30 protein-coding genes are annotated in these 26053 nt (G+C 61.3%); 22 read left to right on the top strand and 8 right to left on the bottom strand.

The window, feature by feature from the left end:
• Positions 1–42: 42 nt before the first annotated feature.
• Entirely contained in the window at positions 43–4080 is a 4038-nt protein-coding gene (locus LDB29_RS15590; RefSeq protein WP_257554757.1) for a lactate dehydrogenase, read from the top strand.
• 36 nt (positions 4081–4116) lie between these two features.
• Here LDB29_RS15590 and istB read toward each other — a convergent pair whose 3' ends face one another.
• Both istB and istA read right to left on the bottom strand, forming a co-directional pair.
• Complete coding sequence (gene istB / locus LDB29_RS15585; RefSeq protein WP_119750084.1) at positions 4117–4977, bottom strand: IS21-like element helper ATPase IstB; 861 nt, start codon at positions 4975–4977, stop codon at positions 4117–4119.
• Positions 4974–6236: an IS21 family transposase gene (gene istA / locus LDB29_RS15580; protein WP_119750086.1), complete on the bottom strand. Its 1263-nt coding sequence runs from the start codon at positions 6234–6236 to the stop codon at positions 4974–4976. Before istA ends, istB begins: the two co-directional genes overlap by 4 nt.
• A gap of 166 nt (positions 6237–6402) precedes the next feature.
• Here istA and LDB29_RS15575 point away from each other — a divergent pair, with 166 nt between their 5' ends.
• A complete protein-coding gene (locus tag LDB29_RS15575; protein ID WP_257554752.1) occupies positions 6403–7539 on the top strand; it encodes a helicase-related protein in 1137 nt (378 codons plus the stop codon).
• Between the two features lie 123 nt (positions 7540–7662).
• Here LDB29_RS15575 and LDB29_RS15570 read toward each other — a convergent pair whose 3' ends face one another.
• A complete protein-coding gene (locus tag LDB29_RS15570) occupies positions 7663–8163 on the bottom strand; it encodes a MucR family transcriptional regulator (RefSeq protein ID WP_257554751.1) in 501 nt (166 codons plus the stop codon).
• A gap of 250 nt (positions 8164–8413) precedes the next feature.
• Between LDB29_RS15570 and LDB29_RS15565 the strand changes: the two genes are divergently transcribed.
• The 20 genes from LDB29_RS15565 to LDB29_RS15470 all read left to right on the top strand — a co-directional run bounded on the left by LDB29_RS15565 (position 8414) and on the right by LDB29_RS15470 (position 22427).
• Positions 8414–9607 carry a DUF932 domain-containing protein gene (locus LDB29_RS15565; protein ID WP_257554750.1) on the top strand — a complete coding sequence of 398 codons (1194 nt, stop codon included), beginning with the start codon at positions 8414–8416 and terminating at the stop codon, positions 9605–9607.
• Positions 9608–9683: 76 nt separating this feature from the next.
• On the top strand, positions 9684–9902 hold the full coding sequence (locus tag LDB29_RS15560; RefSeq protein ID WP_257554748.1) for a hypothetical protein: 219 nt from the start codon (positions 9684–9686) through the stop codon (positions 9900–9902).
• A gap of 62 nt (positions 9903–9964) precedes the next feature.
• A complete protein-coding gene (locus LDB29_RS15555; RefSeq protein ID WP_257554747.1) occupies positions 9965–10378 on the top strand; it encodes a hypothetical protein in 414 nt (137 codons plus the stop codon).
• Between the two features lie 195 nt (positions 10379–10573).
• Positions 10574–11068: a hypothetical protein gene (locus LDB29_RS15550; protein ID WP_257554745.1), complete on the top strand. Its 495-nt coding sequence runs from the start codon at positions 10574–10576 to the stop codon at positions 11066–11068.
• A 2-nt stretch (positions 11069–11070) separates the two neighbouring features.
• The gene (locus tag LDB29_RS15545) at positions 11071–11658 is read left to right on the top strand and encodes an RES family NAD+ phosphorylase (RefSeq protein ID WP_257554744.1); all 588 of its coding nucleotides are present in this window, start codon (positions 11071–11073) and stop codon (positions 11656–11658) included.
• Between the two features lie 137 nt (positions 11659–11795).
• The gene (locus tag LDB29_RS15540; RefSeq protein ID WP_257554743.1) at positions 11796–12140 is read left to right on the top strand and encodes a DUF2958 domain-containing protein; all 345 of its coding nucleotides are present in this window, start codon (positions 11796–11798) and stop codon (positions 12138–12140) included.
• Between the two features lie 175 nt (positions 12141–12315).
• Positions 12316–12732, top strand: coding sequence for a hypothetical protein (locus tag LDB29_RS15535; RefSeq protein ID WP_257554742.1), 417 nt, complete (start codon positions 12316–12318; stop codon positions 12730–12732).
• 194 nt (positions 12733–12926) lie between these two features.
• Entirely contained in the window at positions 12927–13574 is a 648-nt protein-coding gene (locus LDB29_RS15530) for a hypothetical protein (protein ID WP_257554741.1), read from the top strand.
• A gap of 11 nt (positions 13575–13585) precedes the next feature.
• Positions 13586–14047: a hypothetical protein gene (locus LDB29_RS15525; protein ID WP_257554740.1), complete on the top strand. Its 462-nt coding sequence runs from the start codon at positions 13586–13588 to the stop codon at positions 14045–14047.
• A 43-nt stretch (positions 14048–14090) separates the two neighbouring features.
• Positions 14091–14846 (top strand): hypothetical protein, encoded by a 756-nt coding sequence (locus LDB29_RS15520; RefSeq protein WP_257554738.1) that lies wholly within the window; start codon positions 14091–14093, stop codon positions 14844–14846.
• Between the two features lie 5 nt (positions 14847–14851).
• Positions 14852–15331 carry a hypothetical protein gene (locus LDB29_RS15515; RefSeq protein WP_257554737.1) on the top strand — a complete coding sequence of 160 codons (480 nt, stop codon included), beginning with the start codon at positions 14852–14854 and terminating at the stop codon, positions 15329–15331.
• A gap of 214 nt (positions 15332–15545) precedes the next feature.
• Complete coding sequence (locus LDB29_RS15510; protein WP_257554735.1) at positions 15546–15740, top strand: hypothetical protein; 195 nt, start codon at positions 15546–15548, stop codon at positions 15738–15740.
• A 131-nt stretch (positions 15741–15871) separates the two neighbouring features.
• A complete protein-coding gene (locus LDB29_RS15505; RefSeq protein WP_257554733.1) occupies positions 15872–17356 on the top strand; it encodes a DUF3560 domain-containing protein in 1485 nt (494 codons plus the stop codon).
• Positions 17353–17871: a hypothetical protein gene (locus tag LDB29_RS15500; RefSeq protein ID WP_257554731.1), complete on the top strand. Its 519-nt coding sequence runs from the start codon at positions 17353–17355 to the stop codon at positions 17869–17871. The genes LDB29_RS15505 and LDB29_RS15500 overlap by 4 nt, the downstream gene beginning before the upstream one ends.
• 2 nt (positions 17872–17873) lie before the next feature.
• A complete protein-coding gene (locus LDB29_RS15495; protein ID WP_257554729.1) occupies positions 17874–18314 on the top strand; it encodes a hypothetical protein in 441 nt (146 codons plus the stop codon).
• Positions 18315–18466: 152 nt separating this feature from the next.
• Positions 18467–20164 (top strand): ATP-binding protein, encoded by a 1698-nt coding sequence (locus LDB29_RS15490; protein ID WP_257554727.1) that lies wholly within the window; start codon positions 18467–18469, stop codon positions 20162–20164.
• Between the two features lie 53 nt (positions 20165–20217).
• Positions 20218–20997: a hypothetical protein gene (locus LDB29_RS15485; protein WP_257554726.1), complete on the top strand. Its 780-nt coding sequence runs from the start codon at positions 20218–20220 to the stop codon at positions 20995–20997.
• Positions 20997–21185 (top strand): hypothetical protein, encoded by a 189-nt coding sequence (locus tag LDB29_RS15480; RefSeq protein ID WP_257554724.1) that lies wholly within the window; start codon positions 20997–20999, stop codon positions 21183–21185. The genes LDB29_RS15485 and LDB29_RS15480 overlap by 1 nt, the downstream gene beginning before the upstream one ends.
• On the top strand, positions 21170–21733 hold the full coding sequence (locus tag LDB29_RS15475; RefSeq protein WP_257554722.1) for a hypothetical protein: 564 nt from the start codon (positions 21170–21172) through the stop codon (positions 21731–21733). The genes LDB29_RS15480 and LDB29_RS15475 overlap by 16 nt, the downstream gene beginning before the upstream one ends.
• Positions 21734–22091: 358 nt before the next feature.
• Entirely contained in the window at positions 22092–22427 is a 336-nt protein-coding gene (locus tag LDB29_RS15470) for a hypothetical protein (RefSeq protein ID WP_257554721.1), read from the top strand.
• Between the two features lie 178 nt (positions 22428–22605).
• Here the strand turns inward: LDB29_RS15470 and LDB29_RS15465 are convergent, their stop codons facing one another.
• The 5 genes from LDB29_RS15465 to LDB29_RS29410 all read right to left on the bottom strand — a co-directional run bounded on the left by LDB29_RS15465 (position 22606) and on the right by LDB29_RS29410 (position 25912).
• The gene (locus tag LDB29_RS15465; RefSeq protein ID WP_257554720.1) at positions 22606–23055 is read right to left on the bottom strand and encodes a hypothetical protein; all 450 of its coding nucleotides are present in this window, start codon (positions 23053–23055) and stop codon (positions 22606–22608) included.
• A gap of 11 nt (positions 23056–23066) precedes the next feature.
• A complete protein-coding gene (locus tag LDB29_RS15460) occupies positions 23067–23819 on the bottom strand; it encodes a GNAT family N-acetyltransferase (RefSeq protein WP_257554718.1) in 753 nt (250 codons plus the stop codon).
• On the bottom strand, positions 23812–24693 hold the full coding sequence (locus LDB29_RS15455; protein WP_257554716.1) for a hypothetical protein: 882 nt from the start codon (positions 24691–24693) through the stop codon (positions 23812–23814). The genes LDB29_RS15460 and LDB29_RS15455 overlap by 8 nt, the downstream gene beginning before the upstream one ends.
• Positions 24690–25547 (bottom strand): RES family NAD+ phosphorylase, encoded by an 858-nt coding sequence (locus LDB29_RS15450; RefSeq protein ID WP_257554714.1) that lies wholly within the window; start codon positions 25545–25547, stop codon positions 24690–24692. The genes LDB29_RS15455 and LDB29_RS15450 overlap by 4 nt, the downstream gene beginning before the upstream one ends.
• A gap of 128 nt (positions 25548–25675) precedes the next feature.
• The gene (locus LDB29_RS29410) at positions 25676–25912 is read right to left on the bottom strand and encodes an EamA family transporter (protein WP_373886349.1); all 237 of its coding nucleotides are present in this window, start codon (positions 25910–25912) and stop codon (positions 25676–25678) included.
• Between the last annotated feature and the right edge of the window lie 141 nt (positions 25913–26053).

Genomic DNA, 26053 nt, shown 5'->3' with positions numbered 1-26053 from the left:
GCCGCCGCCGCGCTCGCAAGACCACCGAAAAGGAAGCATTCCATGCGAAACAGTGCATCCGCGCTGGCTCTCCAGCTGTGCCTCGACTTCGACCAGCTGATCGCGCCTGCCAAGCCAGTCATACCCGTCGCCCCGCAGCCGACACTCTTTACAACGACTATCGTTGATGCCGCGCAACCGCCGCGCGAGGCGCCTGTCGATTTCTCTTTCGCCGCAGGCCGGACCCTGGCGCGCTCATGGAAGGACCGCGCACGAGACAATGTTGAGGCGATCAGACTGCTGAACCTGCTCGACCGCGAGCAGCGATCCGCCTCGCCGGCAGAGCAGGACACGATTTCCAGATTCATCGGCTTCGGCGCGTCGGAACTTGCCAACACCATGTTCGTGCGACGCGGCGATGAGTTCCGCGAGGGCTGGGGCGAGTTGGGGCAAGCCCTGGTCGCGGAAACGACCGATGTCGAGCTCCAATCGCTCAAGCGCGCAACGCAATATGCCCATTACACCCCCGAATACATTGTCCGCGCCATATGGGACGCCGCCCGCATCCTCGGCTTCACCGGCGGGCAGGTTCTGGAGCCGGGATGTGGCAGCGGCCTATTCATGGGGCTCCGGCCGGAGACGCTGTCCGACGACACGCTGTTCGTCGGTATCGAAAACGATCCCATCACTGCGCGGGTCGCAAGCGCACTCTATCCCAACCAGGTCATCCGCTGCGTTGACTTCGATAAGGCGCCGCTGCCCGCCGATTTCGACCTCGCCATCGGGAACCCTCCATTTTCCAACCTCACCGTTCAAAACCGGACCGAACTCGGCAAGCTTGGCCTGTCGCTTCACGATTATTTCATCGCCAAATCGCTCGAGCATCTTCGGCCCGGCGGCATCGCCTTGTTCGTGACCTCGCGTTATTCGCTAGACAAGAGCGATGCCAAGGCCCGACGCCATATCGACGGCATCGCCGACTTCCTTGGCGCCGTGCGCCTTCCCGGTAAGGCCATGCGGGAGGAGGCCGGCACCGATGTTGTCGTCGACATTCTGCTCTTCCAGAAACACGGTTCCGCCACGCTCTATCGCCCGTCGAACTGGATCAATCTCGGCGAAGTTCCCGACAGCGACGAAGGTGAGGGGCCGCTGCGGATCAACCGCTATTTCCTCGATCATCCTGACCATGTTTTGGGTCGCCACGAATGGCGAAGCAGCCAGTTCGGCATGGACTACACGTGCGCGGCCGAGCCCGGCGTTGATCTCAAGGCAGCCCTTGCGTCCACCTTGTCAGAAATCGCATCGAAGTACAAAGGCACCTGCAAGCCGATCGAGCGCATCACCTCGCTACGCGACACGCTCAATGTCGCGCTGGATGTAGAAATCGGCACAGCTGCCGACGAAGCCGAGTTCAAGGAAGGGAGCTATCTCGTCTCCGGCGGCGTTCTCCACCAGATCGTCAATGGCATTTCGACTGTCGTCGGCGTGAAATCGGGACGCGGCGGCGCCGGACTGTTCGCGAAGCACGCTGCCATAATCAAGGCGCTGATCCCGATACGCGACACGGTCCGCGCGATCCTGCGCGCGCAGCTCAATGACCGGCCCTATGCCGTCCTTCAGGAGACGCTGCTGGCGCATTACCGCCAGTTCGCGAAGAAGTACGGGCCGATCAACCGGACTATCACCAGCGTCCGCACCGATCCGGACACAGGGGCCGAGAAGGAATATCAGCGCCGCCCCAATCTCCAGCCCTTCCTCGACGATCCCGACGTCTGGCTGGTCGCTTCGATCGAGGCCTATGACGAGGCGAGCGACATCGGCACGCCGGGCCCGATCTTCACCGAACGCGTCATCAAGCCGCCTGTAGCCCATGAAATCCACTCGGCTCAGGACGCGCTGGCGGTATCGCTCCACGAGCGCGGGCAGGTCGATATCCCCCTGATCGCCGGTATGCTCGGAGTTGCCGAGGCCGAGGCGCTCGCCGATCTCGCAGGCGACGTGTATCTCGATCCCGTCCGCAGCACGCCGCATTTCGACCACTGGGTCACGGCCGACGCAGTGCTGTCGGGACCGGTCCGCACCAAGCTCGCTCTCGCGCGTGAAAAGGCCGAGACCGATCCGCGTTTCCTAGCCGTCGTCACCGCGCTCGAAGCGGTCCAGCCGGTCGATCTCAAGCCCAGTGAGATCACAGCGCGGCTGGGTGCGCCCTGGATTCCGGTGGACGTCATCGAGACCTTCATCCTCGACATCATGGAGGTCGAGACCCGGATCCTGCATACCGTGGAACTGGCGAGCTGGACCGTCGACAAGGCCCCGTTCGCGGGGCACGTCAGTTCGACCTCGACATGGGGAACCGCACGCCGCAGCGCCGCGGACCTGCTCGAAGATGCGCTCAATTCCCATATCCCCAAAATCTACGACACATACCGAGATGAAAACGGCTCCGAGCGCCGCGAACTCAATGTCACCGACACCGAGGCGGCCAAAGAGAAGCTTGCGAAGATCAAGTCGACCTTCGAGACCTGGGTCTGGCAGGATAGCGAACGCGCCGACCGGCTGGTCCGCATCTACAACGATTCCTACAACAATCTCGTACCCCGGACCTTCGACGGTAAGCATCTGAAGCTGCCCGGCGCGTCGACCACGATCCGGATGCGTGAGCACCAGAAGCGCGTCGTCTGGCGGATCATCGCTTCGGGTTCGACTTATGTCGCCCATAGTGTCGGGGCGGGCAAGACCTTCAGCCTCTGCGCCGCCGTGATGGAGCAGCGCCGTCTCGGCCTCGCCAACAAACCGATGATCACGGTGCCCAATCACTGCCTCGCGCAGATCGCACGCGAGTTCCTTATGCTCTACCCCACCGCGCGCATCCTCGTCGCCGACGACACGAACTTCGTGAAGGAAAAGCGGCAGCGGTTCCTGGCGCGGGCGACCACCGGCAACTGGGACGCGATCATCATCACCCATGACGCGTTCAAGTTCGTGCCCACGCCGTCATCGTTCGAGAAGCAACTGATCGAACATCAACTCGACAGCTACGAGGTGCTGATCACCGGCATCGACAGTCAGGACCGCGTGTCGCGCAAGCGCGTCGAACGCCTGAAAGAGGGACTCAAGCAAAGGCTGGAGAACCTCCGGTCCCGCAAGGACGACCTCGTCCATATCGGCGAGATCGGCATCGACCAGATTGTCGTTGACGAGGCCCAGCAGTTCCGCAAGCTCACCTTCGCGACCAATCTCGGCGATCTGAAGGGCGTCGATCCGGTCGGCTCGCAGCGTGCCTGGGACCTCTTCGTGAAGAGCCGATATCTCGCCGGGACCAATCCCGGACGCGAACTGATCCTCTCCTCGGGCACGCCCATCACCAACACCCTGGGCGAGATGTATACGCTACAGCGTTTCATGCAGCCCGACGAGCTACACGCCAAAGGTCTCCACGAGTTCGATGCCTGGGCCGCCGCTTTCGGCGACACGCGTACCGAACTCGAATTGCAGCCGAGCGGCAGCTACAAGCCCGTCACCCGCTTCTGCGAGTTCGTCAACGTCGCCGACCTGATGGCAATGTACCGCTCGGTCGCCGACGTCGTGCTGAAGGACGATCTGCGCCAATACGTCAAGCTGCCCACCATCAAGGGCGGGAAACGGTATATCGTCGTCGCCAAGTCCGGCGCGCCCTTCAAAGCCTATCAGCGCGTGCTAGCCCAGCGCATCAAGGCTATCGAGAACCGCGGCGGGCGACCGCAAAAGGGCGACGACATCCTCCTGTCGGTTATCACCGATGGCCGTCACTCGGCGATCGACCTGCGCTTCGTCGACCCGGACGTCGGCAACGAGGAGGGCAACAAGCTCAATCTTCTGATCGAGAACGCTTACCGCATCTGGGAAGAGACTGCCGACAATCGCTACATCGACCCCGAGACCGGGAAGCCGTATCCGCTGTCCGGCGCCGTGCAGATGATCTTCTCCGATCTAGGCACCGAAGCCGCGCTCGAGACGCGGGGGTTCTCCGCCTATGTCTGGATCCGCGATCGGCTCGTCGCGATGGGTGTTCCGCCCGAGCTGTCAACGGGCACCGAAGATTCCGCAAAAGTGGGCATCTAAAATTCCCTAGTTTGGCGGGAGGGTTTGTGTCGGTGATCAGCCGTGATGGAGATCGGGCTTTTCCTTTGCTGGCGGGCGGCCGCGCCGCTTTGGCAAGGGCGGCGGGTTGTTGGACGGTGCCATGCGCGCATGCTCGGGCAGCAGGTCGGCGTGCTGTCGCATGCGATAGCTGGAGCCCTCGATCTGGATGACCACAGCGTGGTGAAGAAGGCGGTCGAGCAGCGCGGTGGCCACCACCGGATCGCCAAAGACATCACCCCATTCGGCGAAGCCGCGGTTTGACGTCAGGATCATGGCACCCTTTTCATATCGGGCGTTGACGAGCTGGAAGAAGAGATTGCCGCCGCCGGGCGTGACGGGAAGATACCCGATCTCGTCGACGACGAGCAGGGAGGATCGGCATAGGAAGCGGATCTTCTCGCGCAACGTGCCCTCGCGTTCAGCCTTGGTCAGTGAAGCGATCAGATCGGCGAGCGGGATGAAGTAGACGCTCTTGCCCGCCTTCACGGCCTCGACGGCAAGGGCCGTGGCGATATGGCTTTTCCCGGTACCGGGCGGGCCCAGCAGATGCACCACCTCGGCCCGGTTGATGAAGTCCAGGCCAGCGAGCGCCAGGATGCGGTTCCGGTCGAGCGATGGCTGGAAGGAGAAGTCATATCCGTCCAGCGTCTTGATGATCGGCAGCCTTGCCATGCGCAGGGCTGCCTTGATCCTGCGGTTCTCCCGGAGCGACAGTTCTTCGTTCAGCAATATGTCGATGGCCTCGATGCCATCGATTTTGCCCTGCTCTATGCCGCGCAGGGTGGCGTCGAGCATCTCCAGGGCGCGTGGCATTTTGAGATGGACCAGGCTGCGGCGGATATTATCGACGCGGGATGCGGCACCCCCATGGTTCATGGCCGTTCTCCCCGCGCCAGTTGGCTGCCGATCGCTTGATAGATGGCCAGGGAGCGCACGGTGACATGCTCGCCTACACGACCGATGGCGATTACCTCTTTACCATGGATACGGCGCTTGGCGCCGCTGCTGCCTGTCCGGTGCGCAGGATCGATCCTGCACTGCCGGCGCCCCTCAAGAACCGGGTGCTCGGCAATGACCTGGCCCCGGTCTACGATCCGGATCTTGTCGGGCAACTGCTGGATTTCGACGACGCGCCGGGTGCGATCGGGAACGCTGTAGTAATTGCCGCCGACCGAGACCATCCCATCGTGGCTGACGCGGCGCTCCAGCTTCAGAACAGCGTCAAAGCGGCCCGCCGGAAGCAGCTGCAACTCAGGCTGCTCGGCGGCGAAGGCTTCAGCAATAATCCGCTGCGTCGTGCCGTGGACACGGACGTTGGCGACGGTATCGAGCCAGTCGATCAGCTGGACATTGAGATCGTCCAGATTGCGGAAGCTCCGGCCCAGGAAGAAGTCCTTGCGGATATAGCTGAACGGCCGCTCGACCTTTCCCTTGGTCTTGGCCCGATAGGGACGGCAGGCGCGTGGCACGAAGCGATAATGCCCGGCCAGAGCCAGCAATGATCGATTGTAGATGATATGGCCCTGATCATCTTCCCCGGTCACGGCGGTTTTCATGCGATCGTAGAGGATTTCGATCGGGACGCCGCCGAGCGCTTCAAAGGCCTGCATATGACAGCGCAACAGGCTTTGGAGATCCTGATGCATGACGTAGCGCGCAAACAGGAAGCGCGAATGGCCCAGCACCAGGCTGAACAGCCAGACGATCCGGCTGACGCCGGGCTCATCGGTAAATTCGACGACGAACCGGGCAAAGTCGACCTGTGCCTGCACGCCAGGCGGCGTCTCGAAGCGAACCTCGAAGGGCTTGGGGCCGTTTTCCGGTCGGATCGCTGCCAGGAACCGCTTTACCGCGGTATAGGCGCCCATATACCCCAGCTCACGGATTTCCCGCGTCAGACGCGCCGCCGTCAGATCGGGAAAGGCCGTCACTCGTTCACGCAAAAATTCTAGATAGGGTGCCAGTTTGTTCGGTCGGCCAAGCATGCGCGGGCCGTAAACCGGGGCCTCGATGCCCCGTTCGATATATTTTCGGATGGTCTTGGGGTCGCGACCAGTGCGTCGGGCAATGGCGGATATCGATACGCCCTGTCGATGTAGTTCGAGGATCATCATCAATTCTCCAAGTCGGATCATCGGCCCCGTCTCCGCGTCTGCAAAGGAGATGAGGACAATGTCGGCTCATCTCATTCTGCCGGGGCTAGCCCCGGCAGAATGAGATGAAGGGGCCACCAACTAGGGAATTTTCAAAGCCCACTTTTGCGGAGAATTGCACGACCGATGACACGAGCAGATCGCCTTCATGCAGCACTACAAGAAGAACAGCGCGAAGCAGCGCCTGTTCAACGACCTCAACCAGGGACGCAAGCGGTTCGCTCTTGGTTCGACCGCGACTATGGGCACGGGCGTCAATGCGCAGCAGCGCCTGATCGCGATGCACCACCTCGATGTTCCCTGGCTACCGTCCGATATCGAGCAGCGGGAAGGGCGCATCGAGCGGCAGGGCAACCAGAATGACGAGATCCAGCTTTACGGCTACGCGACCAGCGGCTCGATGGACGCGACCAACTGGCAGATGCTCGAACGCAAGGCCCGCTTCATCAACATGGCAATGTCAGGCGACCGCTCGATCCGGCGGATCGAGGACGTCAGCTCCAACGTCAACCAGTTCGCGCTGGCCAAGGCTCTCGCGTCCGGAGACGATCGGCTGATGAAAAAGGCCGGGCTCGACGCCGAGGTCGCACGGCTCCAGCGCCTGCGCGATGCCCATGTCGATGACCAGTATAATATTCGCAGGACCATCACGCGAACGACGCGCGAGATCGAGAGCTGCCAAAAGCAGATCGCCAGACTGGAGGCGGACATCGCGCGTCGTGCTCCCGCGAAGGTCGATGAGGTCATATTCGATTGTGACGGCACGATGGTCACCGATCGCAAAACCGCCGGGGAACGCATTCTCGGCTATGCGCACCGGATGCGGGCGGACCGCACGGGAGCCCGCTGGATACTGGGCGTATTCAACGGCATCGGCCTGGAACTCACAGGCTACGAGGCCATAGATACAGAGGGACGGCCCTATCTCTGCACTGTGATCACGGTGCAGCACAATGGAGAGCAACACGAATTCGAGGTTACCGAGAAGACGCGGCCGGGCACTGTGGTAGGCCGGGTCGAGTCCTCTATTCGCAATCTGGACATCGATCTCGCTAATGCTAGGGCGAACCTTGAAACCAACGAGCGGCGCCTTCCAGCGTTCGAGGCGCGCCTCGGTCAGGCATTTCCCGATGCTCCACTCCTGGAAGACAAGCTCCAAGAGCTCGCCGAACTTGAGGCCGAGTTGGCGAGCAGCAAGGGTGAATTCGAACCGGGGAACGACCAGGAAGCAATAATGGCTGAGTGCGGCACCATCGACAAAAAGCCGTTGCCGCAAGCAGCTTGATCAGCCTCAGACATTCAGACGCATAGGTCTGACGCACGCATATTGACTATGACCACGTCCATTCTGAGCCTCATCCTTTGTCGGCCCGGTATTGGACCAAGGGGGATTGTCGAAGGCGTCACATCATGCCGGTTGGGGTGTCTCGGCAATTTTCTTGCGTGGGCGGCGGGCAGTTGAGGTCTTGGCGGGCTTTACGGGTTCGGGGATTGCCGTCACAGCCCTAGGCTTGCGACCGAGCCCGATCGACTTCGCCAGTGTCCGGCGCTGTTCGGCATAGTTGGGCGCGACCATGGGATAGTCGGCAGCAAGGCCCCACTTGGCACGATAATCCTCGGGTGTCATCTGGTAGTGGGTCATCAGGTGGCGCTTGAGCATCTTGAGCTTTTTGCCGTCCTCCAGACAGACGATGTAGTCCGGCTTCACCGATGCCCGGATCGACACCGCCGGCTCGGGTTTTGCTTCGGGTTCTGCCTTTTGCTGACCAAGCCCGCTCAATGCTCCATGGATATTCTGAATCAGCATCGGGAGATCGCCGACCGCCACGCTGTTGTTGCCGACATGCGCCGCCACGATATCGGCGGTCAGCGTGATGAGTGTTTCGTGCATATCGGCATTTTCAGTCATGCGATGTTTCTCCTGAGCCAATGTTTGGCAATGATAACCGGTGCCTCTCAGTGGCATCGAGACAAGCCGTCTGGATAGCAGGCAATACAGAACACAGCCACAATATTGCGGGCGCTATCAGCCCTTGGTGAATGATAGCCTTATTCGCGTGTGAACGGCAGGGGAAGGGAAGGGGGAAGGAACGGAGTCGCCGGTGGTGCTGATGAGTACCGCGACTGGCTTTGCTCCTTCAACTCTTGGAGAAACTCCAATGGCATCGCTTGCCCTTAGCCCTGAGCGCGCTGTTTCCGGCGCCTATGGTGTCAATATCACGCGTGGCTCGTCCAACAGTCGCGTCTCCTCCGAATGGTTCTCGCGCCCAGCTGATGAGCGTTTCCTGTCGCTCCGCGATCTCCATAGGATCGTTCGTGCCCGTGCCGAGAAGGCGCACACCCGCATAGTCGAGAGTCGGTCGATTAAGGTTGAGGCGCGTCGCGACGAGCCTGGGCGCCTCACGCTGATCCTGCCCGACAGCGATGTGCCCGTAGAGCCCACCAATTGGTCGTTCGGGCAAATGTGCAGTCTGGTCGGTGCGCCCGCTTCCTATCTACGCGACCTGCCGGCACCGCTCGCCGGCATCAATCTCCAGCACGGCCTGCTCAACCACCGAGGCGAGCAGGTGAAGCTGCTTCAGACCGATGACGGTCGCACTGAGCTGCGCGCCGTGACCGGCCCCGATTACGGCCGCATCTGGGATTATCAACTCGTCGAGGCTGTTATGCGCTTTGCAGGCAACGGCACCGGCGACACGCGCTGGAAAGTCCCTGGGGTCCTCGACTGGCGAACGATGCAGTATAACCCCCATGTCGATGTCACGCGCGACACGACAACGCTTTATGCCTCGGATCGCGACGTGTTCTTGTTTCTGGTCGACGACACGCATCCGATCGAGGCGGGCAAGCTGCCGAACGGCGAACCCGATCTCTTCTTCCGCGGCTTTTATGCGTGGAACAGCGAGGTCGGTGCGAAAACCCTCGGCATCGCTACCTTTTACCTGCGAGCAGTGTGTGCCAACCGCATCTTATGGGGTGTCGAGCATTTCGAGGAGATCAAGATTCGTCACTCGAAATTCGCCGCAGGCCGATTCTCTCATCAGGCTGAGCCGGCCCTCGCCCATTTCGCCGACGCTTCGCCGCGGACGTTCGTTGACGGCATCCGAACCGCCCGTGAACGGATCGTAGCCCGCACGGATGAGGATCGCGATAGCTTTCTGCGCAAACGCGGCTTCTCCAAGGCCGAGACCAGCAGGGTCATCGAGGCGGTTCTGGTCGAAGAAGGGCGTCCGCCCGAGAGCATCTTCGATTTCGTGAACGGAATCACGGCCGTTGCCAGGTCCAAATCGCAGCAGGACAGCCGCCTGGACCTTGAAGGTAAAGCCCGGGCCCTGCTCGAACGCCTGAACTGACACCAACCCGCCGGGGTCTCACTGGCCCCGGCGATCCATCACGCCGCATATCCACTAGATCAGAAGGAACTGCCTCATGAGCGCAGACGCCTATGTGCAGCTTCGCACCTATGTCGTGACTGTCGAATTCTTCAGTGACGCAGAGTGCTACGCGAGCGAACTCTATACGATCGATGCCGTGAATTGGTATCGCGCCGAGCAAACAGCGATCGCCATGTCCGACAGCAGCACCTATTATCATCCCGCTATCCCAGCCCTCAGCCGCGCTGCCGTCGCTCAAGCGACGGATGTGTAATTGCGCTCGGCGTGAGCAGCGGCTCGTGCCGCCGGCCATCTTTTCCTGAAAGGACCAATGCCGTGACCATGATCAGGCGCAATCACGCGCAGTTGCTCAGCCGTGCCCGTGCGGCGCTCGAAACCCCTGGCGATCTCGACGCGGATGCGCTGCTGTATCTGATCAAGGATCTGACGTCGGCTGAAGACGCCGTAAAGAGTCATATCGTACCCTGGCCAGTCGACATCCATGTCGCGGAGATCGACCATTGTCATGGCACCAATGTCTATGCCGCTTTGACACGCGAAGCCCTTATGGCTCAGGTCGCCGCATTCTGTAAGGAATGGTGGTCATCGCTCAACGACACCCGTGATCCGAACCAGCTTACGGATGAAGAAGCGGTCTCGGTCTATTTCGACAACCAACTCGACGAATATCTCTCCACCGACCGCATCCCGTGCGAGCCAAGCCGGGTATTAACGGCCGATGCTACATGACGCGGCTTCATACCTGACGATGGTGACCCTTACAATCGGCTGAACAACGCCAGTTGAAATTGTCTTGTAAATCCGCTATATGAAACTCATTCAACTAGGAGTGCGGATATGCCCCGTCCTGCGACCACGGCCACCATCGATGTCGATCGCGTTCTGCGCGACCGGATTCTGGCGAGCGCCGACCGCATCATCAAGATGATGCCGCTTGCCGCAAAGACCGTGGCGATCAGCAGCATCGACGTTCCTGCTCTGGTTCTCAACATCGCACGAGGCATTCCGGCGATCGAAGCCGACGATCCGGAGGAAGCCGAGGAAATCGCCAACGCCATCGCCTTCAAGCGCCGGATGATCGAGCAGGCGGGTGGGGCGTTCGATGCTGAAGCGGTCCGCAAGCTTCTCGGCCACAAAACCGTTCAGGCTGTCTACAAGGCGGCCCGCGATCACAGGCTCCTGATGGTTGAGGACAATGGCGCCAAGCTTTTTCCGGCGCTTCAATTCGACGGCAATTCCGTCCGTCCGGCCATCCCGAGAGTTCTCGCAGCCGCCCCGACGGTGAGCGGTTGGGCGCTGCTTCAATATCTCGTGAGCGGAGATGAGGGCTTGGGCGACGTCCGGCCGATTGACCTCATCAAAGAAGATGAAGCAAGCATCGAGCGCGTTGTGCGTTTCGCGCAAAGGCTGAACGATTAGCCATGACAGTCCCCGGCGCGATGCCGGTGGCGACCGTCGCCACCGGTCAGACTCTTCATCGCCTGCACGACGCGGCCGTCGCCGCGCTTTGGTATGGGCGCAAAGATGCTACTTGGCGTTGGGACGACCCATATGGGAAATATGGTGTCCTTTATCTCGGCAAGACGTTGGTTGGCCCGTTCGCCGAGACTTTGCTGCGTATGCCGAGTGATCCCGACATCCTCTGGGGCCAAGTGCGGCAGAAGCGCGCGGCCACCTTCGTGACCACGAGAACGTTGCGACTTGCAAAGCTTCATGGGCCCGGCCTTGCCTGGTTTCGCACGACTACAGCAGGCGTTGCTGCCGATTTCGATCCCGCGATCAAGCCCGGCGCCTACGATACGACCCAACCTATTTCGGCAATAGTCCACTCCGATACGAAACTCGATGGTATCCAATACCGCTCGCGCTTTGACAGCGATGAGCTATGCATCGCCCTGTTCGATCGCGCGGACTCCGCCATCCGTCTTGCCACGGAAGGAATGCCTATTGAGAAGGATTGGGTCAGGAAGATCTTAAAACCGCGAGGTTACAAACTCATAGAATTGTAAACCTTTTCTGCAGCCATCGGTCCCGCCCGTCGCCCAACTAGGTGCGATGGAAGGGGAGGGAGGAGGGGAGCGGTGAGGCGTTGCAACGGTCGTTCTGAACCCGCCAGCCTCGTTCCCTTCTGCAAACGAGGTCTCCCATGGAACTCATTACCGATGAAATCCGAACTGCCCTTCTCGCCAACGGCCGTCGAGCTGCGCAGGGCGATGACATCGACCCTCTGCCTGTCGTGAAGTTGTTCACGCCCGATACCAGCGCCACCTGGCTTCTGACCGAGGCCGATGTTGATGAGCCCGACCTCTACTTCGGGCTGCGCGATCTTGGCATCGGATGCCCCGAGCTGGCCATGGTTTCGTTCGCCGAATTACAGGAATTCAGGGGCGCTACCGGCATGGTGGTCGAACGCGATCTCAGGTTCGTGGCACATTATCCGTTGAGCATCTACGCCCAGCAAGCCGTAGCCGCAGGCCACATTACAGCCTGACAGCCCTCATCGATTGCGTGGCGGCACACGCATCGGCTCAGCTGGGAGCGCAGAGCCGCTTCCGCAATATCTAACCATATCGGCCTCTTCCAGACCGACCGGCCATCAGCGGAAGCTGCCGTCTTGGTGGCGCCGACGACGTCTTCCTATTTCTCAAACAACAAGGAATAAAACTATGCACGCTTCTCCAGATAGCCGGGATGCGCTCATCAGGCACGGCTTCCAACTCCTCACTCGCCTTTCGGACACCATCATATCCCTCACCGAAGACGAGTTCGATGCTAGTGCGATCCTGGCGTTCGATCCTGAGGCCGAGCTACCCTTTGCCATCTTCGCATGCCCTGTCCTGTCCCATGATATCACTCATCAAGTGACGGGGGGCCAATTCGATGTGACGACCTGGGAGCGTCTCGCCCGGGCGTCCATATCGGAAGCTGATACACTGGACCGCTCGACATGCCTGGCGCTCTTTCTTGCTCGGCGTGCTGTTCCGAAATCCAACGACGACGCACCAATCCAGCCGTCGCTTGATCCGCAGGTTCGCATCCTCCCACGCCAGCGGATCGATGGCGATTGCTTTCATCAGCGATGAGACGGGGGTTCCGACAGAACTCCTGGATGCACTGACATTCGCCCGGGACAAGTGTTGCCGTTATCTGATCCGGGACTGTGATGCCGGTACTTCCGATCGATTGGCTTGTTTCGAGTGGTGACATTCTGGCTGGAGAGAAGGGGGAGGGGATGAGGTGGGCGTGAAGATGCGCTCAAGCCTCAGGAGAAATCCCCGTGTCCTACGACATAGCTTTTCGATACCGGCAAGCGTTGGATCCATCGGCGCTGATTACACTGCCGGCGGTCTTGCACGCGCTCAATGCCGCGATCGCGGATTGCCGCAACGCCGGGCAGTCCCACGAAAGCGATCCCGCCGTCATCCTGTTCGCGCGGCATCTCGGCACCATTGCCTCGCAGATCGGGGCTCCCGATGTCGAGTTGCGACGCGCCTGCATGGATGCCATCGCCGACCTCAGGCGCAAGCCCGAACTTATCGCGCTGGCCCATAAGGGTATCTCCTACGACGAACCCGCGAAGAAGCTGTTCCACAGCCTCGGTCGTAAGGCGTTGAAACGCCTCGCTGACGCTTTGAGGCTACCTAAAGGGCAATATGATCTGCGCTCCAACGTCGCGGGGCCGGCCGTATCGGGCGAGGTGACCCTTCACGGCGTCGAGGTCTATGTCCAGCTCAGCCTGGGCGCCATGGGGCCGGGCCGGGAAGTCATGTTCCGCAAGGTTGCTGGTCGCAAGGACTATGTCGGCGATCGCAACCATTTCGCATCGGTCCACGATCTCATGTCGCCCGACACGTTCGCGGCCCGCATCCGCCGTGAGCTGCATCTTTCTGATCCCGACACCACGCCCACGCGGCTTGTCGCCTGAGGACAATCATCATGGAAATCATCGTCACCCGTTCCCGCATCGCGGGGACGCTTCCGCACTATGTCTATCGCGCGTTGGTGCCCGCCGACAAGGTATCGCCCGAGCGCCGGAAATTGACCGGCACGGTTGCCGGTCCCGCGATCGTCGGTCGTATCCCATGTGTCCGCATCGGCCCGTTGCTCGCGCCTGAGCGCTATTTCGAGATGGCACATCACGAGCGAAATGAATTGGCCCCGCACATCGGCGCCCTTGCACGCCGGATCGAGACCCTGGTCATCAGGACCAGCTTTCCAGAGATGACCGCAGCTTCCACGCCCATCGTGTTCCAGCTCAACGCCGACCCGGGCGATGCCTGCAGCTGGACCGACATTGACGATCTGACGGCCGCGTTCGACCGCCTCGAACCCCAATCCGACCTCCTTACCGTTGCCGATCTCGGATTTCGCCACGGCGATGACCGCCGCGCCGCCTGATCTCCTCGGTCCCAGATCCTTCATCATAAGCGGAGAACACAGCATGAATATTTTTGTCGTCACCGCATCCCTCTTCTCACAAGCGTCCGCGGTCACCACTTATCACGCCAGCGAGCGCGAAGCGATCATCGCCGCAACCGAACGCGTGAACTCACTTCGCGCGAACCTCGACCCCGAGACTCTGCCGCCGGTCCATATGAGCAGCTGGCAGCTTGGACTGGTCGGGGCGCAGTTACTCCAACTCAAATTGCTCGGCTCCAACACCGTCGAGGTCGATCACAAGCTGCTTGCCGATTCCGCCGGATTCGATGTGCGGATCGAAAAGGTTGAACTCCGGGGCATGTCGGTCCTCACGTTCGGCGACCGGGAACTGTCGACTGTCCTTGCGGCGTTGCGCGACTATCAGCGGTGTAGCTGCCCGCCCGATCTTGCCGATGTCGCCAGCAATCTCCGCCACCACGAACCGCTGACCGCGGGTGAGATCGATGATCTTTACATGCGCATCAACGACGACACGCCGCTTCCGCTCGAAGCCAATATCGTGGTCACGCTCGACGGCGGTCTTATCCAGGGTATCGCCGCCGACCGGCCGATTACGGTGCGCGTCGTCGACCACGACGTCGAGGGCGCCGATCCCGATGACCTCGTCATGGTCCCCCGAGACCAGGGCGAACCCATACCGGCATCCGTCAGCAGTTGGGCGATGGAGAGCATCTGCATCGATCCGGAATGGATCACCAGCCTCGACGCAGCAATCGCCTTGGGAAACCAGCCCGCGGCGCTGATGACGGTGGAATGACGGCCATGAGCGTTATCGGACACAATCACATTCGCAGGGTCGAGAGCTTCGATGGCTATGAGATTCTCGCTCACCCGCTGCCGTGCCGCGACGACCGAGTGTTCCATCGCGGCGAATCCGAAACTTCGCGCGTCTCGATCACTTATGCGTCGCACGACGTTAAGATCGCCCGACCGACGGGAATTGGAAGCAAGGGTCGGATCGCCATCCTCATGCATCATGGCGCGGGGCGTCATGTCCTGGAATTCAACGAGAGCGCCTTGCCGATTACCAGCGCGCTTCTCACGCTTCCTGAACGCGAGCAATACGCTCTTGCATATACGATCTTCGAGCAGGCAGATGAATGCTCCGGTGGCGCCCGTGCGGCCGAGGCGACACGATGGGCCGATGCGTTCGTTGACGACCGGATCCGCAAACGCCGCAGCGGTGGCCGACGCTACATTCATATCGAGACGCCGGATGAGAAAGCGCGTCGCCGATCCTGACCGTGGCTCAGGCTCCCCTTTGCGCCGAATCGAATGATCGCCTGCCCGCCGCCAGGTGATCATGATGAACGCGTCACGGACATCGCACGCCGATAAGCAGCGTGAAGCCTATCTTCCCGAAATTTCCGGCGCAAATGGTTGGGCGCACCGGATCGTATCGCCCGCGCCGCGGGCCGTTCCCGACCACCACCCCTCCACAGTCAGGAGCACTTGCATGAAAGCCGACGATCTCGATACCGCAACAGCGGAACAGCTTGCCCCGATCCTCTATGTGGCCCTTCAGCGTCTCGGTCAGCTCGGTCGCACGGGGGCGGTTGCACTCGCCGCGCTGGTCGACGAGGAAGATGCCGATTTCGAGGAAGCTGCGTCCTGGGTCGGTGACATAGCCGCCGGAGACCTGCGCGAATAACTCTCTACCACCGACACTTCTACCCCCTCACGAAGCCCGGCCATCGCGCCGGGCTTCGTGATTCTGGGGACATGCAAATGCACCGATCCGCCCCGGCACAGGATGCCGGCGGTTGCCTGAAAGGACCATCGATGACCAGCTTCACCGCGACATACAGCCCGGAGGACAACAAGATTCGCCTCTATGCGTCCTCGCGCCTCGATGCCGAGACCTATGCCCGGGTCAAGGAGGCGGGCTTCAAATGGGCTCCGAAACAGGAACTGTTCGTGGCACCGAAATGGACGCCGCAGCGCGAGGATCTCGCGTTGGAACTCGCCGGCGAAATCGAGCCCGAAGAAATGACGCTAGCCGAGCGCGCTGCCCTCAAGGCCGAGCGGCTCGAAGGCCTTTCCCACAAGCGCCATGCCCAGGCCAACGCCTTCGCGCGCCGGGCCAACGAACTCTCGCAGGCCTTCTACATGGGCCAGCCCATCCTTGTTGGTCATCATAGCGAGCACAGCGCCCGCAGGACGCAGGAGCGGATGCATTCGGCCTCGAGTGCCGCAGTGAGCGCCGGAAAGGCCGCTACTTACTGGCTGGATCGCGCGAGCGGCGTCGAGCATTTTGCCAGCATGAAGAACAGCCCGCGCACGCGGGCGAACCGTATCAAGACGCTGCTGGCCGAACTGCGCGACCTCCAGCGCGGCATCAACAGGGCCCATGCGGCGCTCGCGATCTGGGAGAAACTCACGACCGACCAACAGATCCTTCATGCCCTCGGTCACATGGATTCCCGGATACTCTGGTCGAACTACGATCTCTACTACAAGGTCGATCGCGGCGAAGTCACGCCGGCCGATGCCCGGCAATCGTGCATCGAGGGCGCAACTCTCGCCGTGGGCGGCCCCAACCGCCGCCGCTGGATCGAGCACATCCTGCACCGGCTCGCGTTCGAGCGGTCGATGCTGGGTGACGTGCCACGCTATGATGGCGAGTTGACCCCGGTCATCATCCAGGCCTTCGCCCGCGAACATGGCACCGAAAGTCCTAAATGCACCGTGACGGATGCGGGCCGTCTCCGGCTCGAAAGCCCGGTTCCGCTCCCGGCGCATATCGCTTCCGATGCCTCCCTCGAACTCGGCGAGGACGGTTGGCGCGACCTGATGGAGGCGTGCGGCTACACCGTGCCGGAGAAGAAGGCGCGCCGGGCCTCGGGAAGGCCGGACACCGTACCGCTGATCAATCTGTCGCGGGAACAGGCCGAGCAGCTCCAGACGATATGGAACCTGCGCATGGTCGCGGCCTGCAAGGATAAGCAGGCCAAAGCCAAGGCCGCCGAGATCTACCCGACGACGCAGGCCACCTACTCGGCCAATTCGAAGGGCAGCTATGACGTTTTCAATACGATAGAGATCGCCGCCGATGGCCGCCGCGTGCGGATGGGATGGCAAGGAAATGAGCGTGTGCAATCCGGCGAACCGATAGCCCGCATCCGCGTCTCCGGGATCGGCCGCGACTTCTACCAGCCGGACTCGATAGTTTTCATCACCGACAAACCGAGCAAGCCTCTGCCGATCGACCTCGATGTCCTCGAAACGGAAGCGCGCACGGCTGCAACCGAGGAAGTCGCAGCATGAAAACCGACATCTATCAGCGGCCCGCACCGCCATTGCCCATTGTCGTCCCGCCGCACCATGATTTCGAGAAAGTCGAGATCGCGTCCGCTGCTCGAAACCACAGCAGCGCCGTGCGGACGGACACTCTCGAATCCGCGCTCGAGACCGCCGCCTGCCTCTGGGAGGCGGTGCTGACATTGCGCGACCATCCAGCCACCAACCAGGACGCCATCGCCCTGGCCCTGGCCATCCGTGAGACGTGCAATGCCGTCGGCACCGCGGACCTGCGATTGACCGTCATAGGATGGACCGGCGCCGTAGAGGCGGCCTGGAGCGCCATCGCCGACAGCTACGACCTTTGTTTCGACTGGGATTACGTGCCGGGCTGGATCATCGACCACATCGACTGGTCCGATCCGACCCATCCCACGATCAGGCCCGAACCCTTGCTGCCGGATCCCGATCCGCCCGCGAACGCCGAGCCCGTTGCCACGCCATCGCCGGACATACGCCTATCTGCCGCAGAGGGGAGCTGACCATGGGGCGCTCGGTATCCTATCCCAGCGAGGCGTATGTCGCCTTCTCCCAATGGGAGGCAGGCTGGATCGAAGACGACGACGATCCCGACACCCGCCGTTTCGACCAACTCGCGGCCCAGGACGATTGGGACTTCATCGTCGAGGATTTCCGCGAGCAAGTGCTCGCCCTCTATCCTTCGGCATGGACCGCGAACGGCTGGATTGGTCGCGAAGAGCGTATTGTCGCCATGAACCGCTATGCCCGCTTCGGCATCTCGGAATATTGCGGTTGCATCGCTTACTGGGTGGTCCTGCGCGATGACATCGATGCCGGTCAGGAAGGGCTGGCGCAACGCTGGCTCGATCAAATCGCAGGCGGTTTCAAGAAGCGGTTCGCGACCCTCGTCCGCCTGGGTGTGTTCTCCAACGGCGAGGCAATTTTCGAACGGATTGCTGCCTGACTGCGCCGCTCCCCGATCGCGTCCCTCGTAACATCTGACCAAGGCATGACCCTGCCGAGCGGCCACCGCTCGGCGGCGCGGCCCCGGCTGTGGAGCGAAGGGAGAGTGGTTGGGGGTGCGGCGATGAAGTCGCGGCAACTCAGGAGGCTCACATGACATTTCCCACCACGATCCACGCCAGCGTCGGTCAGTCGATCATCCACAAGGCGACGAGACTTTTTGCTGGCTGCGTCGCCGACGCTCTCCACGAACTCCTCCAGAATGCACGCAGAGGCGGTGCCACCCGCGTCGACATCCACCGGCTCGACCGGGACCACAGAACGATCCTGCGCGTCCGCGACGATGGCCGAGGCATTACCGATCCGACGAAGCTTCTCGCGCTCGGCGACTCTGGTTGGGAAAGCGACATTGTCAGCAGCGAGGATCCAGCGGGCATGGGCATCTTTAGCCTTGCCGGTCGTCACGTCGTCATCCGTTCGCGCATCGCCGACGCTGAGGACGGATGGCAAGTGACGATCCCACCGCAGGCATGGGAGAGTGGGGAGCCGCTCGATCTTGTCCCGGCGGTGATCGCCAAGGGGACCGAAATCGAAATCGAATTGTCCAAGACGTGGGCTGACGAGCTTGAACAGGCTGTGAAAAGCGCCGCGAAATTCTATCCGCTTCCGGTCTTTTATGGCGAGGAGCGCCAGCTCCGCGAAGGTTTTCTAAAAGAGGCTGCGCGCGTCGAAAACTGGAACGGGTGCCGCATTGGCGTTTTTCTCGACAAGTACGCGCCCCATCGCGAACAGGCCCGGATCAACTTCCATGGCCTCACCGTCCCGTGCCGCCTTCCGCATGTCCATGACGCCGATGGCGGGTGCGGTTGGTATGCCAAGGTCGATATCGTCGACGCGAAAAATCTTCAGTTCGTGCTTCCGGCGCGCAAGGAAATGGTCCAAAATCCGGCGCTCGACGCCCTGCGCGAAGCTTGCGAAGCGGCGATTTACCGCACCATCGCCCGTGAGGGCCATCATCGACTTTCCTACGCGCAATGGCTGCGCGCGCGCGAGCTCGGAATCTCGCTGCCCGAAGCGGCGCCCTACCTGCATCTCTGGACACCCCGTATAGCCGAGACAAACGACGTCTTTCCGGGTGAGCGGATCGCGGGAGAACCGATGGTCATCATGCCCACACAACCCGCGCACATCGAGCAATGTATCGACCGCGTACTGAAACCCGGCGATGGTCTCGGCGGTTCGCCCGTTCGCGCCATGCCCGAGTTTGCCGGATATGGCTGGTACAATGCGCTCACTCACGTCCTCGGCGTCTCCTTTCAGGTCGAGACGGGCGACGAAACCCTCTACTATCACGAAGACGCAGTGCTTCCGGAGAAACTCGTTTCCGGGCGGGTCGACACGATCACTCTTATGCTTGCATTGCGGGGTACAAACGATTCCGATGGACCGGCAGAGATCATCGTGCTCCCTGCCGATGTCCTGATCGTCCCGACTGACTGTTCCAGTAACCTCGACGACATTGCCATCCTTCTCCGCACCGACTGCGCGATCATGCCCGGCGAACTCGCCTCTTTGCTCGAAGCCTCCTGCTTCTGGCCTAATGAGGATTGCGACGCTGACAGCCATTACACCCAACAGGCAGCTTTCGAGATGCAAGCCCGCTTTGCAGCGAACATGCTGCTGCTCGGCGAGGATGCCGCGGTCCTCGAACGAGTCCGCGAGGCGATTCGTGAGCATGTCTCCTGGCTGATCCCCAAGGATCGGGCAATCAGGACGCACCTGGTCAACCATCTGGTCGAGGCGAACTTCGCGGACAATGACGACGCTCCTTCGAAGGACGCCGCCGAGTAGCCGACCCGGCTGCAACCCCAACCGTCACGTTCCGCTGATCTCAGGAGAAGACCATGGCGAACAACTATCTGAAACTGTCGTTCACGATCTCGCCGGCCCCGCAAGAGGTCGAACTGCTCGATGAGTGTTACGACTTGTCCACCGAGTTGGCCGACCTGGATGAGAAAGAACAGGGCGCGCGTTACGATAGCATGTCGGATGCTTTCAAAGCAGCGTTTCCAAAGAAGCCGCGTGAGACGGTCTCCCCTCATAATATCGGCCGCGGCGAAATTGGGCCCGAACATGCGGTCGAGGAGGAAGGCGACCCGTTCGCGTCCTTTCGCGACATGTTCAGCGACGGTGATTTTCCTACGTTCGACGTCGAGCATTTCGGTTTCACGAACGAGGCCGACAACTATCTGATCGCGGGTTCCCAGGCCGATCCGTACGCCATCGCCAGCGTGATCCAAAAATGTGCTCCGAGCGTCCTGCCGTTAGCCTTCGAATGGGCACAGACTTGTGACCGGCTCCGTCCCGGCGAGTTCGGCGGTGGCTATTATGTGGTGACGTCCGACGACATCATGGGCGGCGGCACGAATTGGCTCATGCGCGGCGAGTTGAACGGACTGAAGGGTGAGTCCAAGCCGACCGCCATTCTCCCCGACACGGACGTAGTGTTCGACAGCAAGCCAGGAGAGCATGTCTGGATCACGGTCGGCGAGGCCACCATCAGGGTGAAGCATGAGGACGAAGGCGTTGTCCTCGACGTCTATGCCGTGGACCATGAGGATATCGAAGCATCTGCCAACCTGTCGGCGCCCTTCGCGGAACTTGAACGAAGGGAGGTCTGCTAATGCCCAAAACTGAAGACCAATTTCCGATCGTTCCTGGCATATGGATACGCACCGAAGAAGGCGAAAAGCTCTTCTTCCGGCGATATTCGTCCACCAGCCACTGGGGGTTTTTCTCCGACAGCAACCACCATGCCGCCGCAGAACACAAGCTTCCGCTCGCCGGCCTCAAACCGTGGTATCGATCATGAAAGCGCAAGCACTTGCCGCCGGCCTGCGGCTCACATTGTCGAAAACCGAACTGGAAACGTTGCTGATCCTTGCTCGCTACGGCGCGGATCGGCTCCGCGACGATGGTCGCAGCCTCTTTCTCCTGACCAGAAAACAGGAGAACATTGCCGTCGATCTCGTTCATGGCCTCGAAACGGGCCTGACATCAGTCCGCTGGAAGCAAGCCGAAGCCAAGGCGAGGCGTGACGAACCCAAGCGCGAGGCCGAACGGCGTGCGGCTCGCGAGCATCACGCGCAAATCGACGGTTATACCATATTGGGCCTGCTCGGTGATTGGGCTGACGTCTCCCCCGATCCCGATCGACGCCAATGGGCTGATCTATACCATTCGGACACGCGGCCTCGCGACCAGGGAGAGCTTCGGCGCAACGTCTGGCGCATCTACATCACAAAAGGCAGCGCCAGTTCCGACGGCTTTGTGGTGCTACCGGGCGACTGCACCATGACCGCCGACCGTGACGAGATCGCGGTCCTCGCACGGCGCATAATCGCGGATACGTCGCACTGATCATCGCGCTTCACACTCGCATTCGCCTTCCACTTCTTCACCAAGGAGTTTCCCATGACCACTCTGTCCCCCTTACGTGCACGACTTGCGTCGTTCGAGAATGCATACAGTCTCGCAATCCAACGCCGGAAGGCTACAGGCCGCAACCAGTTCGTCGTACGAACGGGGAATTCGTGCCAGCCGTTCCGCGTCACGGAGACGCGACCGGTTAACGATAAACATCTACTCGTCCGGGTCGCCTGACCAACCGATCACCAACCCGCCAACGCCTATCTCCCAACCTTGAACGCTAACCTCACTTGCGTGGTCCGCTAGCCGCGCGAGCCGATTTGCGCGTCTGGCTGACAAGGAAGCATCCATGTCCAGATATACCGACGACGGGCAGGCTCTGCCCGAACCGCTGCTGCGCGCGACGCATCGCTATAGCTTTTACCAGTCGAACGAAGGCCGTCATGTGAACGTGGAGGTTTCCGAAGCCCATGAAAAAGCCTTCTTAACGCTGACACTTGTTGCCGTTACCGAAGGCTGGGAAGCTCTCGGCAAAAGATATCTTTACGGGATCGTGGCTCTTCGCCTGTCTGAAGGCTGGTCCATCCTGTCATCAGGCGAACGCTACTATGTGCTCGCTCCGCCCAAATCTGTCCGTCGTCAGAACATTTGGCGCAGGTTGCTGCGTAAATTGACTGGAGATTGATGTTAGGCGGCGATCAAACCGCTTCTCGCGGTGGTGGCCGAGGATGGCAAGGAGGGTGGCGCCCGGCTTTGACATCGGCGGCAAGCGAGGCTGCCGACGATGAAGGCCCTGACTTTGGCGGTTCGCGCGACCGATCGCGTTCCAGGGGGCCGGGGCTCAACGTGCCTGACAGCGGACGCTATACCCAGACAATGCGAAGGCCGGCGGGATCGGGATGCGGACCCGTTGGCAGTCGCAAGAAGACGGCGAAATCATAACCGATCTGCTGCTTGATCTGCTGAAGCTTGGCGATGTCCAGGTCGTCGTCGACGGGATTGGTGGTTTTCTTCACTTCGACGACAAGAAGATTTGCGTCGTCATGGCCTGGTTTGTGAACGATGATGTCAGGAAAGATGCGCTTCTCGGTGAGTTCACCGGCCCCATCGGGCAGTTCGATCTCCTTCGGATAAATCCCGTGGCGATTATATTCGACATGGACTGCGTGATGATCGAAGGTGCGCTTCAGGATGGCAGCCAGGCACGCGCAGATTGTCCGTTCACCGACATCGAATTGCAGGATCGTCGCTTCCTCCTGTTGAAGCGTCGCGATCGCGGCCAGCATTGTATTTTCGATGGTCTGTTGATCCATGCCAGTCTTCTCTATGGTTCGCGCGGCTCGACGTAGTCGACATAGAAGGTGCCTCCATGCCGGTCATGGATCACGCCGGCCTCCGCAGCTTCCTCATATTTTGCCTTCGAGAAATAGCGCAGTTCGCCGTCGACCTCGATCTTGACCGCAAGGTTCTTTCCTTCCGGTTCGTCATCCGACAGGGCGATGACGCGGCGCTCCAGCATGATGGCGCCATCGTTGAGGCGTCCGCCCCGAACCGGATGCACGGCGATCGGCGGCACGTCGCGACCATAGGTGACGGCTTCGGGATAGAAGCCGATGACGACGTGCACCTCCGGCAGCTCCGAGGGCACGTCGAACGCGCGCGCCAGCACGCGCCGGGCGGTCAGCTTTCCCCACTCGCGCATATCACCGTAGCGCTCGAAACCGTGGCGCTGCCAATAGCTCCACGAGCTGCGCGGCGAACATTCGATCGAGAGGAGGTTGACGTTGTCGGCAACGGCTCGTTCGAGCGAGGCGGCGAACAGCATGTCGCCCAGTCCTTGGCGCCGCCAGTCCTTGCGGACATTGGCGATGGCGGGGGCATAGCTTCCGACCTGGAAGGCGACGGCTTCGCCGCCGCGCCGAATGACCCAGAGAGTTTCATATTCGAGCGCATCCGTGATTGTGCCGCGGTTGCTCCAGAAGCCTTCGCCATCCTCCTGATATTCGCGTTCGAGCCAGTCGAGCACGGCAGCAAGGTCCGCCGGGTCAGCCCTGGCGACGTCGGGGGCGCTAGGCATAGAACGCCGCCTTGCGCGGCCCAGGCCACGACTCCTGTTCCATTTCGTCCGCGAAGTCCTGATCGCCCAGTCTCCTCGCGGCGGACGCCGCGATGAACTGCGCGCCGAGCGCGAGCTTCACAACCGCGAGCCTGGTCAGCCCCGCCGATTTGTAGCGGCTGTCGACATAGTCGGGGAGGGCTGTCGCAACCGCCGCGACGATCGGATCGTCACGATGCGGATGCCTGGCTGCAAGCCGGCGTGCGAGTTCTTCGTGATTGTGCCCGACGTCGCGTCTGGCCAGCGCCTTGGAATCGTCGCCGAGATCGACCAGCGCCGCTTTCATCGACAACTCGGCCGTGAGGCAGATCGGTTGCAGAACGGAATCGACGCTGAAACCCGTGGGAAGGATATTCGCCACGTCTTCCAGGTTGGACAGCGCCATCCTCCACAATTCGGCGGAGGCCGCGCCGGCGGGCGGATTGACCCCATAGGCGAGGTCATAGGTGTCGGCGAACGCAAGGGCGCTGCAAGCAGCGATGGCCGGGTCTCCCCGGCACCACTGCACCCAGTCTTCATGGGTCTCGAAGCCCAGGCCCTTGTGGACCGAAATCGCGCATGTCCCAAAAATCACGGCGACGGTCACTTTGCGCACCGTGTCCACGGACGCGGCGAGGCCGATGCCTTTGCCGGGCCAAGCCTGATGCGTTTGCGGGAACAGCCGCAGATAGGCTTCGGTGATCCGGTCGACTTCCGGGTTCCCGAGCACGCCGATCACGAAACCGCTTCCGAGAATGGACATCGCGGCGCGCATCGGCCGTGCGTGCATAGCGACGCCTTCCTGCGCGAACTCGGCGTCGAGCCGCAGAAGATCCTGGTCGGTCCATCTGCTCACGACGGATCGGCCTCCGAGGTCAGCGAAATCATCGGGCCTTCGACCGGGCCAATCGCCGTGAGGACGTTGCGCACCAAGGACGTCCTGCCGTCCTCCTCCTTCTGCACGATGTAAGGATTTTCAACCTCGTCGTGGACGAGCTGCACATTCTTGATCCCGTGAAGCTCGCAGGCTTCCAGTTCCGCCGCGCCGATGTCGAACAAGACGATGTTGGTTCGGCCTTCACCAAAGGCGCTGCCATAGGCGATGCCGTCATAGCCGTGGTTCCGAAACGCCTCGGCAATGATCTGTGTCGGCGCATATCCGGCACGATTGTCCTCGCGCAGAACAGGCTCGCGGAACGCGCGGGCGACATGGCTCCAAACCGCTGCCTCGCGCTGATCCGGCGAGGGCTCTCCTTCGAGATAGAGCGGGGTGCGACCGCTATCGTCGCGCACGTCGACGAGCCTTTGGTCTGTCAGGGTCCGCATGATCGCGACCGAGACCAGCGACCCGATCCACGGCCGCACCTCGGCGATCGCCGTGTGCCGATCATCGGCCATGTAGAGGCACGGGATGCCGCGCGGATTGGCGCGGCCATCCGAGGCCGAATATGGCAAGGGAACCATGCGCGCCGGCAGGGCGGGACGTGGAAGGGGTCCGGCATCGGGGTCGTCATACTCGCCGTGAGCAACCTGCGCCCGGCAGAGCCGGTGGCCGGCGGGCAATCGGCTCTGCCGCTTTTCGGACGTCCGGATCAGTTCGTCGAGAAACGCCCGGCTGGGCGGCGATAGGAGGTAGCGGTGTTTATGGGAGACCTCGCGCGCAAAATCCCAATAGCTTCTCCAAGATGCAAAGGCGGACTCGTCACTCATCTGTTCTGATTCTCAGCACGTTACGACGTTGTCCATCGTGAACTGCTCCACAGACAGGCGCAAGGCGCTCAAGTACTTCCACGAGGCGAACAATCAACGCAGGATCAAATCCCAGACTCCCTCACTCATCAACTAAGACTCCGATTTGCAAGTGTCCGCCTCCCGAGGGGCTGCCGGATAGTCTGCGCGACCACGACACTCGCCAGGGCGATGCCGCCGCCGAAGATATGGAATAGCCTAACTGGTTTGCCGAGCAGGATGATCGCACTCACAGCAGTTAAAACGGGGAGCAGGTTCATGAATGCGGACGCCCGGCGAGGACCTGGGAGCTCCATGCCACGGATCCAGAAATATGGTAGGACGATTGATACCAGCCCCTAGTGGTAAGGTCTGGGCGTTAAGCGCTCGCATCGGAGCAGGCGCCGCGAGCACCGCCGGAAACATGATGTCAGCGCACAGAGCGCTTGGACCAAGGTCGACTGCCAGCCGGGTATGGGCAGGCTCCG

Origin of the sequence: Sphingobium sp. CFD-2 (assembly GCF_024611135.1) — a bacterium.
GTDB classification, from domain to species: domain Bacteria; phylum Pseudomonadota; class Alphaproteobacteria; order Sphingomonadales; family Sphingomonadaceae; genus Sphingobium; species Sphingobium fuliginis.
This window is presented reverse-complemented; position numbering and strand designations above follow the sequence as displayed.